Origin of the sequence: Amycolatopsis sp. NBC_00355 (assembly GCF_036104975.1) — a bacterium.
Taxonomy (GTDB): Bacteria; Actinomycetota; Actinomycetes; order Mycobacteriales; family Pseudonocardiaceae; genus Amycolatopsis.
The window spans coordinates 5,263,199-5,276,530 of record NZ_CP107982.1 but is presented as its reverse complement, the minus strand read 5'-3'; the positions used below and the strand labels follow the sequence as shown (position 1 = coordinate 5,276,530).

Here is a 13,332-nt window from a genome sequence, read left to right as displayed (position 1 = left end):
GGCAGCCGGGCCCCGGGCGGATCCCTAGAATCGGCGCGAGGCCGTCGTTCGAGGGGGACGTGATGGGGATTCGGGAACTGGTCGACCGCGTGGTCAAGCGGAACAACCAGGGGATCGTCGCGGTGCAGGTCCCGGCCGCCGATCCGGGCGGCGAACCGCCGCTCGAGTTCGTGCCCGGCCACGTCTACCTCGAAGTGCGGCTGCAGCAGATGTGGCTCACCCGGGCGCGTGAGCTGTGGCGCGAGTACCTGCCCTTCGGCACGATCGTCACCGAGTTCGTCCACAAGGGGAAACCGGTCGCGGTGCCCACGGTGCTCAGCAGCGCCGAACTCTCCCGGCGGTTCCAGGTGACCGGCGCCGACGACGCCGTCGAGGTCGGCAACGTCCGCGTCGCCGGGCCGGTGCCCTACGAGGGTGACGATTTCAGCCTGCTCGTCGCGTTGTTCCGGGCCAAGACCACCGACTGGATCGCGCGTTCGCTGAAGGTCGTCGAGGACGTCGCCGCGGCGGTCGGGTTCGGCGGGCTCGCCGGCGCCGTACCGCTGGCGTCGTCGCTGATCCGCGGCATCGAGTCCTTTCTCGAGTCGCCGGACGTCGAACTGCGCGTCGGCGCCTACCGGTCGTGGCAGCACGGCGGTCCGGGCGGGCTCGTGCCGCTGCACTTCTGCGTCATGCGCCGGCCGCACACCGAGACGACCAAAGAGGACCTGGCCGCGCTGCGCGTCTCCGAGGGCAGGCTGCACCGGCTCGGGCCCGACGGCGTCACGCTGGAGCCGTACACCGAGCACGACTTCATCCTGGTCAGCGTCGAGGCGAAGCGGGAACGCGACGACTACCGCAAGCTCGCCTTCTACCCGCTGTGGGAGCGGACGAAGGAACAGGTCATCGCGGGTGACCTCGGGCCCGCGCAGCGCACCTGGCGGCAGACGGCGGGGGCGATCTTCTCCGACGACCTGACCCGCCCCCAGCAGGAGACGCTGTTCACCGAGTACCAGCGGCTCTACGCCGAGCTGGTCGACCGGTTCTCGAACCTCGAACTGGCGGACCTGCGCGGCCACCGGCCGGGTGGCGGGCCGCCGCCCGAACTGCGCCTCGTCGACGATCCGGCCACCCTCCTCCGGTCGGTGCGCGGGTGAGCGACGCCCGGCTGTTCGCGCTGATCCAGCACGCCCACCGGCTGCTCGGTGCCGGCCGGCACCAGGACGCCTACGCGGCCCTGCTCGGCGGCCTGGAGCTGGCGGAGGCCGAGCGCGACGAACGGCTCGCGGTGTTCGCCTTCTACCGGTTGCTCGGCCAGGCCGCCCGGCTGGCGCGGCAGTTCGACGACGCCCGGCAGGCCTACGTGTTCGCCTACCGGGTCGCCGAGGAGCTGGGCGACCTCAACGCCGTCAGCGCCGCCCTCGAAGGGCTCGGGCTGGTCGAGATGGCCGACGAGCGGCTGGCCGAAGCCGACGAGTACCTGGCCGAGGCGGTGAAGGCGGCCAAGGCGTCCGGGAACGCCGACGGGTACCGCGCCACGCTGCAGAACCACGCGCTGATCCGGTCCCGGCGCAACGACCCGAGCGCCCTCGAGCTGTACGAAGAGGCCCTAGCGGTCCCCGGCGAGAACCCGGTCCTGCGGGCGATCGCCCTGGACAACCTCGGCGAGGAGCTGCACCGGCAGGGCCGGTTCGGGGAGGCGGTCGAGCGGACGCGGGAGGCCGTGGCGCTGTTCCGGTCGGCGGACGCCGGGTACGACGAGTTCAAGGCGCTGCGCAACCTTTCGATCCGCGCCCGGCTGACCGATCGCGACGCGGCCGCACGGGCGTTCGTCGAGGCACACGACCTGATCCACCGGCTGCACGCCGACGTCGACGTCGAGCACTACACCACCGCCCACGCCGCGCGGGTCGCGGAGATCGAGCGGCAGACCGCCGCCAAGTTCACCGCCGAGCACCCGGAAGCCGACGCCGCGCTCGAGATCGGTCTCTTCGCGAAGTCCGCCGAAGACGCGGTGGACGAGGGCGAGCGGGCCCTGATGCGGCACGAGTACGCGACCGCCGAGCGCCTCCTCCGCCAGTCCGAAGCGGCCTGGGAGCACCTCGCGGCGCACCACTGCCTGCCGCGGGTGTGGAACAGCCTCGGTTACCTCTACATGGAGACCGGCGAGCACGAAACGGCCTGGCGGTACCTGGAACGGGCCAAGCTCCGGGCGAACCAGCTCGGCGACCCCGACCGGGAACTCGCCGCGCTGATCAACCAGTGCAGCCTGATGGTGCGCTTCGAGGGCTTTTCGGAGACGGAGGTGCTCGAACGCCTGGCCCGGGCCCGGGCACTGCAGGCCTTCGTGCGCGACCGGCGCTGGGAACGGCTGGGCAGACCCGACCTCTCGGAGGACCAGCGGGAGGCGCTCGCCGCCGTCGGCGACATGGGCATCCTGGACGGCCTCGCCGCCCGGATCGCCGGCGAACACGACGCCGCCGACCTGGAGGAACACTACCTGCGGCGGTTCGTGGAAGCCGGGCAGTCGATGGCCGGCGACCTGCCGGGGCGGCTCGCCGGGCGCCGGGCCCGGTTGATGGAATTCCTGGCGCGGCAAGGGAAAGACGACGAAGCCGCGGAGATCGCCACCCAGCTCGAGGTCTCGCTGGTGGGCAACCCGGACGTCGCGCTTTCGTTCGTCGTCAACACCAAGCTCGGCGAACTGGCCGTCCGGAAAGGACAGTCGACCGAGGCGACGCTCGAGCGGCTGGAACGGGCTTGCGCGGCCTACGCGCTTCTGCGCCGGGAAGCGGTCGACGTCGGGGAGGTCGGCCGGTTCGCTGTGTACGCCGAGCCGCCGTACGGCCCGGCCGTCGAGCTCGCGATCGCGCTCGGCCAGGCCGAGCGGGCGTTCGAACTGCTGCAGTCCGCGAAATCCCGGGCGCTGCTCGACGCCGTGCGCGACCGGCCGCCGGTCACCGAGGGTGAGGATCCGCTGCTGGCCGAGGAAGCGGAGCTGTGGCAGCAGCTCGTCCGGCTGCGGACGCGGTCGTTCGGGGACACCGGGCTGTCCCCGCGGGAACGGGCCGTCCGGATCGTCGGTGCCGACCAGGAGATCGAGAGCGTCCGGACCCGGATCGAAGACGTCTGGGACCGGCTCGCCGGCAGCCACCCCGGCGTCCGGCTGCACCGGATGGCGACGCCGTCGACCGGCCCGGACGTCCGGTCGCTGCTTTCGCTGCGCGGCGAGCGGACGCTGCTGGAGTTCTTCACGGGTGAAAAGGGCATCTACGTCTTCACCGTGACGGGCAGCGGGATCGACGTCCGGCTGGTCGTCGAGACGGCCGACCCGGACCTCGCCGATTTCGCCCGGCTGCTGGACGACGACGACCCCGGCAGCCTCGACCGGCTGCTCGCGCAGCCGGTTTACCAGCGGCTCGCCCGGCTCGTCGGCGACGTGCGCACCGAGGTGTACGTCGCGCCGTACGGTCCGCTGCACCTGGCGTCGCTGCACCTCGTGCCCGGGGAAGACGGTGCCGGCGAGCCCCGCCCGGGGACGTTCGTGGTGCCCAGCGCGTCCCTGCTGCGCGCGGCGCACCGCGGGTCGTGGCTGCGGCGGGAATCGCTGGTCATCGGCGGTGACCCGCTCGGCGATCTGCCGTTCGCGCGGGCCGAAGCGGCCGGGGTCGCGGCCCGGCTGGGCGGCGAGGCCCGCCACGGCGGCGACGTCACCTTCGACTGGCTCGCCGGCGCCCTCGACGGCACCACCCGGCTCGTGCACCTGGCCTGCCACGCCGTGTTCGACGACGCCCGCCCGGAACGGTCGGGGCTGCTGCTCGCCGGCGCCGGCGGCGACCCGGACCAGGTCACGCTGCCGCGGCTCGCGTCACTCGACTGGTCGGGTGCGCTCGTCGTGCTCGGGTCCTGTCAGAGCGGCAAGCACCGGGTCCGCAGCGGTGACGAGCTCACCGGCATCGCGAGCACGTTGCTCGCCGCCGGGGCGACGGCGCTGGTCACCACCTTCCGCCCGGTGCCGGACCTGGCGACCGCGGTGCTGATGCTGTGGTTCCACGACCGCCTGAGCGGCACCGACTGGTCGCTGGAAGCGGTCAGCGTGGCGCTCACCGACGCGCAGCGCCGGGTCGCGGGCGCGAGCTCACGGGACGTCGTGGGCTGGGTCGTCGAGAGCGTCGCCGCCGGGACACTGGATCTGACGCTGGCTTTCGCGCTGCTTTCGGCGGCGCACCGCGCGGCCGGGAACATCGACGAGTTCGTCGCCTGCAAGCACCGGTGGCAGCAACTGCTCGGCGGCGACACCGAAGGCGCCTTCGAGGAGGTCGCCCGCCAGCGCGCGGCAGGCCCGGACTACGCGGCGCAGCCGTTCCGGGCGGCCGGCAACTGGGCCCCGTTCTCCATCACCTCGGGCGGCTGACGCGCTCCGGCCGGACGAAGGAGGCCCCCGCACCGAACAGTGCGGGGGCCTCCTTCGTGGTCAAGCGATCAGTCGAACGCCTTCGAGATCAGCGCCTTCTGCTCCACCTCGTGGACCTTCGACGAGCCGGCCGACGGCGCCGCCATCGGGCGACGCGACACGACCTGCAGGCCCGAGAGCACCTCCGGGAACTTCCGCGGCAGGTTCAGGCCGAAGAACGGCCACCCACCCTGGTTCTCCGGCTCCTCCTGGACCCACGCGACCTGCGTCGCGTTGGTGTAGCGCTCCAGCGCCGCCAGCAGCTTCTTCTTCGGCAGCGGGTAGTACTGCTCGATCCGCACGATCGCGACGTCGTCCGCCTCGCGCTTCGTCCGCTCCGCCACCAGCTCCCAGTACAGCTTCCCCGAGGTCAGCAGCACCTTGCGGACCTTCGCCGGGTCCGGCGTCACGTCGTCGATGACGGACATGAACCGGGACTGGCCGGTGAAGTCGGCGGTCGCCGAGGTCGCGGCCTTGTTGCGCAGCATCGACTTCGGCGTGAAGACGACCAGCGGCCGCTGGATCCCGTCGAGGGCGTGCCGGCGCAGCAGGTGGAAGTAGTTCGCCGGGGTGGAGGGCACCGCGACGGTCATCGAGCCTTCGGCGCACAGCGCCAGGAAGCGCTCGATGCGCCCGGAGGTGTGGTCCGGGCCTTGGCCCTCGTGGCCGTGCGGCAGCAGCAGCACGACGTCGGAGCGCTGACCCCACTTGGCCTCGCCCGAGGAGATGTACTCGTCGATGACGGTCTGCGCGCCGTTGACGAAGTCACCGAACTGCGCTTCCCACATCACGAGCGCTTCGGAGTTCGCCACCGAGTAGCCGTACTCGAAACCGACGGCCGCGTACTCCGACAGCGCCGAGTCGTAGATCATCACGCGGCCCTGGCCGTCGGCCAGGTTCTGCAGCGGCGAGTACTCCTGGCCGGTCTTGCGGTCGATGAAGACCGAGTGCCGCTGGGTGAACGTGCCGCGCCGCGAGTCCTGGCCGGACAGCCGGATGAGCCGGCCTTCCAGCGCGAGGGACCCGAACGCGAGCAGCTCGCCGAACGCCCAGTCGATGTCGCCTTCGCGGGACATCTTGTGGCGGCGCTCCATGACCGGCTTGACGCGCGGGTGCGGCGTGAAGCCCTCCGGCACGTTCACGAACGCGTCGCCGATGTGCTCCAGCGTCTCGCTGCTGATCGACGTCGTGACCTTCGCCGGGACCTGCTGCTCCTCCTCGACCGAGGGGCTCGCCTTCGCCGGGTGCTTCTCCAGCTCGCGGACCTCGTTGAAGACGTGCTCCAGCTGGCTCGAGAAGTCGCGCAGCGCGGCCTCGGCCTCCTCGACGGAGATGTCGCCGCGGCCGATCAGCGACTCGGTGTAGCCCTTCCGGACCGAGCGCTTCGTATCGATGATGTCGTACATCGCCGGCTGCGTCATCGAGGGGTCGTCGCCCTCGTTGTGGCCGCGGCGGCGGTAGCAGATCAGGTCGATCACGACGTCCTTGTGGAACGCCTGCCGGTACTCGACGGCCAGCTGGGCCACCCAGTGCGCGGCCTCCGGGTCGTCACCGTTCACGTGGAAGATCGGCGAGCCGATCATCTTCGCGACGTCGGTGGCGTACTGGCTGGAGCGCGAGTGCTCCGGCGCGGTGGTGAAGCCGACCTGGTTGTTGACGATCACGTGCACGGTGCCGCCGGTGCGGTACCCGCGCAGCAGCGACAGGTTCAGCGTCTCGGCGACGACGCCCTGGCCCGCGAAGGCCGCGTCGCCGTGCATCAGGACCGGCAGCACGGTGTAGCCCTCGCCGCCCTTGTCCAGGAGGTCCTGCTTCGCGCGGACGATGCCCTCGAGCACCGGGTCCACGGTCTCCAGGTGCGACGGGTTCGCCGTCAGCGAGACCTTCGTCTCGCCGTCGCCGAACATCCGGAAGTACTTGCCCTCGGCACCGAGGTGGTACTTCACGTCACCGGAGCCGTGCGCCTGGCCCGGGTCGAGGTTGCCCTCGAACTCCTGGAAGATCTGCGAGATCGGCTTGCCGACGATGTTGGCCAGCACGTTGAGCCGGCCGCGGTGCGGCATGCCGATGACGACCTCGTCGAGCTCGTGCTCGGCGGCCTTGTCCAGCAGCGTGTCGAGCAGCGGGATCGCCGTCTCGCCGCCTTCGAGCGAGAAGCGCTTCTGGCCGACGTACTTGGTCTGCAGGAACGTCTCGAACGCCTCGGCGGCGTTCAGCTTCGAGAGCACGTACTTCTGGACCGCGGGGTCCGGCTTCTCGTGCGGGATCTCGACGCGCTCCTGGATCCAGCGGCGCTCCTCGGGGTCGAGGATGTGCGTGTACTCGATGCCGACCGTGCGGCAGTACGAGTTGCGCAGCACGCCGAGGATGTCGCGCAGCTTCATCCGCTCCTGGCCGGCGAAGCCGCCGACCGGGAACTCGCGGTCCAGGTCCCACAGCGTGAGGCCGTGGCTCAGCACGTCGAGGTCGGCGTGGCTGCGCTGGCGGTAGTTCAGCGGGTCCGTGTCGGCCATCAGGTGACCTCGCATCCGGAACGCGTCGATCAGCTCGATCACGCGGGCGGTCTTGTCGACCGGGCCCTCGGGGATGTCGGCGACCCAGCGGATCGGCTCGTACGGCAGGCGCAGGCTGGTGAAGACGTCGTCGTAGAAGCCGTCTTCGCCGAGCAGCAGCTGGTGGATGCGCTTGAGGAACTCGCCGGACTCCGCGCCCTGGATGATGCGGTGGTCATACGTCGAGGTCAGCGTCATGATCTTGCTGATGCCGAGGTCGACCAGCGTCTTCTCGCTGGTGCCCTCGAACGCCGCCGGGTACTGCATGGCGCCGACGCCGATGATCGCGCCCTGGCCGGCCTGCAGGCGCGGCACCGAGTGGTTGGTGCCGATGCCGCCCGGGTTGGTCAGCGAGATGGTGGTGCCGGCGAAGTCGTCCGCGGTCAGCTTGTTGTTGCGGGCCTTCTTGACGATGTCCTCGTAGGCCTGCCAGAACTGCAGGAACGACATGTCCCCGACGTTCTTGACCGAGGCCACGACGAGGTTGCGGGAACCGTCCTTGCCCTTCATGTCGATGGCGAGCCCGAAGTTGACGTGCTCCGGCGTGATCGCGAACGGCTTGCCGTCGATCTGCTGGTAGTGCCGGTTCAGGTTCGGGTAGTCCTTCAGCGCCCGCACCATGGCGAAGCCGATGAGGTGCGTGAAGGAGATCTTGCCACCGCGGGTGCGCTTGAGGTGGTTGTTGATGACGATGCGGTTGTCGGCCATCAGCTTCGCCGGGACCGCGCGCACGCTGGTCGCGGTCGGGACGGACAGCGACGCGTCCATGTTCTTGGCGATCGCCGCCGCGGCGCCCCGGAGCTGCTTCGACTCCGGCTCGTCCTTGGCCTGCGGCTTCACCTCGGCCTTGGCCGGGCTGGTCGACGCGGCCTTGGCCGGGCTCGCCGTGCTCGCGGCGTTCGCGGCGGGCTTCGCAGCCGGCTTGGCGGGCGCGGTGGTGGCGGGCTTGGCGCCCGGCGTCGACGTCTGCTTGGCCGCGGACTCCGCGTTCTGCACCGCCTTCGTCGACGGCGCCGTGGCCTGTCCGTTGGTGGCGGACTTGGCGTCGGCTTGCTGCTGCCGGGCGTTGTCCGCCTTGGTCTGAGCGTTCTGCGTCGGCTTGAAGTCCGCGAAGAAGTCGTGCCACGCGGCATCGACTGAAGATGGGTCAGCGAGGAACTGGTCGTACATCTCTTCGACCAGCCACTCGTTGGGGCCGAACTGTGACGCAGGGCTGCTGCTGGACACGGCTTGGGCTCGCCTCTATCCGTCTCGATCTCGATCTTGGATCCGTTGATGCGCCTACCAGGCTAACCCCCTCGATGAGTGCGATGTGATGGAACCGGCCTGTGTGAGGCGTGGCGCACTAGGGCATCGGTCACTGACACGATCAAGATGTGCTAAGAGAACCTTAAGCAGTGGACCGGGTACAGGGTTTTCGCCAGGGTTGGCCCGCCCGTCGCCGAGCGCACCGCCGCCGTTCACCCCGGCCGGTTCCCCTGGGTGGATGTGGCTGCTCGAATGTCCGTCGTTCTGGGACCAGGGCCTGGTCAGGCCGCTGGTCACCGAGTCCGGCACGGTCGTGCTGCGGTGCGATTCGTGCGAGGCCGTGTGGCCCACCGTGGCCGATTTCGAGGAGCAGGAGCACGTCGAACCCGGCGAGCCGGACTGGCTGGTCGGCGCGGGCGTGCATGTCCGGCCGGGGACGTTCCGCTGGGCGGGGCGCCCGGACGTCGAGGCCGCGGGACTGGGGTCCCTGAAGTGGCGGGCGTTGCCTTAGCCGGCTCTCAGCCGTCCGCGTCGATGGCCCGCGCGAGGTCTTCGGGGAGTTCGTACGGCGGCTCGTGGGGGACCAGTTTCACGGCCTTGTGCAGCTCGTAGTCCCGCAGGTGCTGGTGGATCCGCCGCATCACCGGCGTGACGTCGGTGACAGCGGTGATCCACTCGTCGACGTAGCGGTCGACGGCCTCGCCGCTCAGGCCGACCTGGATCGCCCGGAAGTTCAGCGCCTGGTGGTTGAGGTCACGTTCGGGGTCCCACTGGACGCGCACGGGACTGGTCTTGACCTGTGCTTCCCAGGCCGCCTTGTCCTGGTCGCGGCCGGGGTGGCTCAGCGCCGCGTGGGCCAGGGCCCACTCGAAGCCGTCGCGGGTGATGTCGATCGCCAGGACGACCTCCTGCCCGGGCTTGGTCCCGTAACCGCACCGGTAGGCCATCCACCGGAACGACGGCTTGATCCACGTCATCCGCTCCCGCTTGAACGGCGCGACGAACGTCTGCTTCGCCAGCGCCGGCTCGGCGATCGCGGGCGAGTAGGCCTGGTAGACCCGGACGGTGGTCTCGGTCTGCACGGCGCGGATCTGCCGGTCGGGCGCCCGCTGTTGTTCGAACATCCCGCCATGCTCCCAGCGCCCGCCCACCCCCGCGAGAGACTTTCGGTGCGGAACACGTACCCGCAGGGTCGGCTCACGTACCCAGGGAGTCGGCTCGCGTACCCAGGGAGTCGGCTCGCGTACCCAGGGAGTCGGCTCGCGTACCTGGACGGTCGGCTCACCAACCGACTCTCCGGGTACGTGAGCCGACTCTCCGGGTACGTGAGCCGACTGGTCCGGTACGGGTCAGCCGAGGGACCAGAGGCGGGCGTAGAAGCTGTTCGCGGCCAGGAGCTCTTCGTGGGTTCCGGTTTCGACGATCCGGCCGTGGTCGAGGACCACGATGCGGTCGGCGCGGGCCGCCGTCGCGAGGCGGTGGGCGACCACGAACGTCGTGCGGCGGCGGGCCAGGTGTTCCGTCGCGCGCAGGACCGCGGCTTCCGTGGACGGGTCCAGGGCCGCCGTCGCCTCGTCGAGCAGCAGGACGTCCGGGTCCACCAGCTCCGCCCGGGCCAGGGCCACCAGCTGACGCTGCCCCGCCGACAGCGACCGCCCGCGCTCGCCCACCGGCTGCAGGAACCCGGCCGACAGCGCCGCGACGCCGTCGAGCGCGCCCACCGCGCGGACCGCCGCCTCGACCTCGGCGTCCGTCGCCGCCGGGCGGCCGTACCGGACGTTGTCGGCCACCGTGCCCGAGAACAGGTGCGCCTCCTGCGGCACCACGCCCATCCGGTGCCGCAGCCCGGCGAGCTCGTACTCGCGGACGTCGGTGCCGTCGATCCGGACCGTGCCGCCGGTAGCGTCGTAGAAGCGCGCGACCAGCTTCACCGCCGTCGACTTCCCCGCGCCGGTGGCGCCGACCAGCGCGATCGTCTCCCCGGCCGCGACGTCCAGCGAGAACTGCGCCAGCGCCTTCGCCTCCGTGCCCGCGTAGGCGAAGTCGACCTCCTTGAAGCTGACCTCGCCGCGCAGCCGTTTCGGGATCGCCAGCGGGTGTTCCGCCGGCGGGACGGACGTCGGCGTCCGCAGCAGGTCGCCGATCCGGTTCAGGCCGACGCGGGCCTGCTGGTAGCCGTCGAACACCGAGGACAGCTGCTGGATCGGCGAGAAGAACTGCTGCAGGTACAGCAGGAACCCGAGCAGCACGCCGGCCGACAGAGTCCCCGCCGACACGCGGTTCGCGCCCGCGACCAGCACCGTGGTCGTCGCCAGGTCGGACATCAGCGCGACCAGCGGGAAGTACGTCGCCACGTACCGCTGTGCCCGCAGCCGCGAGCGGCGGTAGTCGTCGCTGCGCGAAGCGAACGCCTCGGCGGAGCGGTCTTCGCGGGTGTACGCCTGGGCGACGCGCAGACCGCTCATGTTCTCCTGCATGTCCGCGTTGACCAGGCTGACGCGCTCGCGGGCCTCGTTGTAGGCCTTCGACGCCGCCCGCCGGAAGATCACCGTCGCGACGGCCAGCACCGGCACCATCGCCAGCGCGTACAGCGCCAGGCCGGCGTCGGTGACCAGCAGTGCCACCGTGATCCCGGCCAGCGTCAGCGCGCTGACCACGGCGGTGGCCAGCCCGGTCTGCAGGAACGTCGAGAGCGCGTCGACGTCCGTCGTCATCCGGGTCATGATCTTCCCGGACAGCTCCCGCTCGTAGTAGTCGAGCCCGAGCCGCTGCAGGTGCGCGTAGCTGCGGACGCGCAGCGCGTACAGCACCGTCTCGCCGACCCGCGACGTCAGCCGGGTCTGCGCGAAGACCACCACCCAGTCGGCCGCGATCACCACGGCGCCGATCCCGGCGGCGAGCCAGATCATCCACTCCACCCCGGTGCGGACGCCGTGGTCGACGCCGAACTGGTACAGCCCCGGCAGCGCGATCGAGGCCAGCGCGTCCGCCGCGACCAGGCCGATCACCACGGCCAGCGGCCAGCGGACCGGCCGCAGCAGGCCCGCCAGCCGGAACCGCGGGTCCGGCGCGGTGACGTCCACATCGGACAGCCGGGGCTCGTCGGTGACCGGGGGCAGCTTCCGGACGCCTTCGATCAGCTCCGGCGTCGGCGGCACGTCGAGACCGCCACCCCCGCCGACGAACCCGCTGCTGTTCGGGTTGCCGCTGCGCTGCTGCGCGGCCTCGGCCAGGTGGTCGACCTCGTCCTTGTCCTCGTCACGCGGCCAGAGCGCCGCCGTGACGCCGGCCGGGCCGCGGTCGAGGCCCTCGCAGCGGACCTTCTCCTCGACGTCGTCACCCGGGCCCGCGACGAGTTCGCGGAACAGCGGGCAGCGCGCCATCAGCTCGGCCTCGGTGCCGACGTCGACGACGTGGCCGTCGTCGAGCACCGCGATCCGGTCGGCCAGCGCGAGGGTGGAGCGCCGGTGCGCGATGAGCAGGGTCGTGCGGCTCGCCGTAACCGAGCGCAGCGTGTCGTGGATCGCCGCTTCGGTGACGGTGTCGATGGCCGACGTCGCGTCGTCGAGGATCAGGATCCGCGGGTCGGTGATCAGCGCCCGCGCCAGCCCGAGCCGTTGCCGCTGGCCACCCGAAAGGGTCAGGCCGCGCTCGCCGACCAGGGTGTCGTAGCCCTCCGGCAGGGCGCGGATGAACTCGTCGGCCTCCGCCGCGCGTGCCGCCGCGACGATCTCGTCGTCCCCGGCGTCGGGCCGGCCGTAGGCGATGTTGTCGCGGATCGACGAGGAGAACAGGAACGCTTCCTCGAACACGACGCCGATCGACTGGCGCAGCTGCCGCAGGGGTACGTCCCGGACGTCGAGCCCGCCGACGCGGATCGCGCCCGCGTGCACGTCGTAGAAGCGGGGCAGCAGCAGCGAGATCGTCGACTTCCCGGACCCGGCGGTGCCGACCAGCGCGAGCGTCTCGCCCGGGTGCGCGGTCACCGAAAGACCGTCCAGCACCGGTTCGCTGCGGGTGTAGCCGAACCGGACGTCGCTCAGCTCGACGCCGAGCGGGCCCTTCGGCAGCGGCCGCGCGTCGGGGGCGTCGACGACGTCCGGCTGCGCGTCGATCAGCTCGTACACGCGTTCCGCGCCGGCGCGGGTCAGCTGGGCCTGCACGACCAGGCCGGAGAGCATCCGGGCCGGGCCGATCAGGGTCGCGAGGTAGGTCGCGAAGGCGAGGAAGGTGCCGAGCGTGATCGAGCCGTCGAGCGCGAGGACACCGCCGATGCCGAGCACCGCGACCTGGCCCGCGGCGGGCAACGCCGCGGTCGTGGCCGTCGGCACCGCGGACAGCTTCGCCGCGCGAAGTCGCTCTCCGAACAGCTTGCGCGCCGTCCGCTCCAAGCGGCCGACTTCGCGCGACTCCTGGCCGAAGCCCTTCACGACGCGGACACCGGTGACGGTCTCCTCGACCTGCTGCGCGACGTCCGCCGCGCGCTGCTGCGCCGACCACGTCGCCGGGAACAGCCGCTTGCGGCTGCGGGTCACGACGATGCCCACCGCGGGCGTGACGACCAGCGCGATCAGCGTCAGCACCGGCGACATCCACAGCATCGCCACGAACGACAGCAGCGCGAAGATCACCGAACCGAAGGACAGCGGGATCTGCATCAGGATCCCGGTGACCAGCTGCAGGTCCGAGATCGCGCGTGAGACGACCTGGCCGGTGCGCAGCGCGTCCTGCTTGCCGCCGTCGAGCCGCGACACCGCGTTGAACACCCGCTGCCGCAGGTCGTGCTGGACGTCGAGGGCGAGCTTGCCGCCGAAGTAGCGGCGCAGGAACGCCGTGGCGAACGCGACCAGCTGCAACGCCACCAGGACGACCGCGATCCCCGGCAGGGCGCCGGTCTGACCCGCCACCGCGTCGTCCACCGCCGCGCGCACCAGCAGCGGGCTGGCGGCCTGCACCCCGACGCTGAACACGGCGGCGGCCAGCGACAGGACGACGGTGGCGCGGTGCTCCCACGCCGCGGCGGACAGCCGCCGCACCCAGCCGACGGTCTCGGTGGGTGGGAGCTCTTGACGGAGGCGGGGCGGTGCGGTGCTCACGTAG

6 protein-coding genes are annotated in these 13,332 nt (G+C 71.3%); 3 read left to right on the top strand and 3 right to left on the bottom strand.

Annotated features, from left to right (window positions below; all coding sequences use genetic code 11):
* The first annotated feature begins 62 nt into the window (after positions 1 to 62).
* Entirely contained in the window at positions 63 to 1,136 is a 1,074-nt protein-coding gene (locus tag OHS18_RS23400; RefSeq protein ID WP_328612418.1) for a hypothetical protein, read from the top strand.
* Entirely contained in the window at positions 1,133 to 4,393 is a 3,261-nt protein-coding gene (locus tag OHS18_RS23395) for a CHAT domain-containing tetratricopeptide repeat protein (RefSeq protein ID WP_328612417.1), read from the top strand. Before OHS18_RS23400 ends, OHS18_RS23395 begins: the two co-directional genes overlap by 4 nt.
* Positions 4,394 to 4,461: 68 nt before the next feature.
* Here the strand turns inward: OHS18_RS23395 and OHS18_RS23390 are convergent, their stop codons facing one another.
* Positions 4,462 to 8,211: a multifunctional oxoglutarate decarboxylase/oxoglutarate dehydrogenase thiamine pyrophosphate-binding subunit/dihydrolipoyllysine-residue succinyltransferase subunit gene (locus tag OHS18_RS23390; RefSeq protein WP_328612416.1), complete on the bottom strand. Its 3,750-nt coding sequence runs from the start codon at positions 8,209 to 8,211 to the stop codon at positions 4,462 to 4,464.
* 259 nt (positions 8,212 to 8,470) lie between these two features.
* Here OHS18_RS23390 and OHS18_RS23385 point away from each other — a divergent pair, with 259 nt between their 5' ends.
* The gene (locus OHS18_RS23385) at positions 8,471 to 8,743 is read left to right on the top strand and encodes a hypothetical protein (protein ID WP_328612415.1); all 273 of its coding nucleotides are present in this window, start codon (positions 8,471 to 8,473) and stop codon (positions 8,741 to 8,743) included.
* Between the two features lie 7 nt (positions 8,744 to 8,750).
* On the opposite strand, the gene OHS18_RS23380 is transcribed toward OHS18_RS23385, so the two are convergent.
* Together OHS18_RS23380 and OHS18_RS23375 are read right to left on the bottom strand one after the other, a co-directional pair.
* Positions 8,751 to 9,356 carry a DUF4291 domain-containing protein gene (locus OHS18_RS23380; RefSeq protein ID WP_328612414.1) on the bottom strand — a complete coding sequence of 202 codons (606 nt, stop codon included), beginning with the start codon at positions 9,354 to 9,356 and terminating at the stop codon, positions 8,751 to 8,753.
* A gap of 225 nt (positions 9,357 to 9,581) precedes the next feature.
* Positions 9,582 to 13,328: an ABC transporter ATP-binding protein gene (locus tag OHS18_RS23375; RefSeq protein ID WP_328612413.1), complete on the bottom strand. Its 3,747-nt coding sequence runs from the start codon at positions 13,326 to 13,328 to the stop codon at positions 9,582 to 9,584.
* Positions 13,329 to 13,332 lie beyond the last annotated feature (4 nt).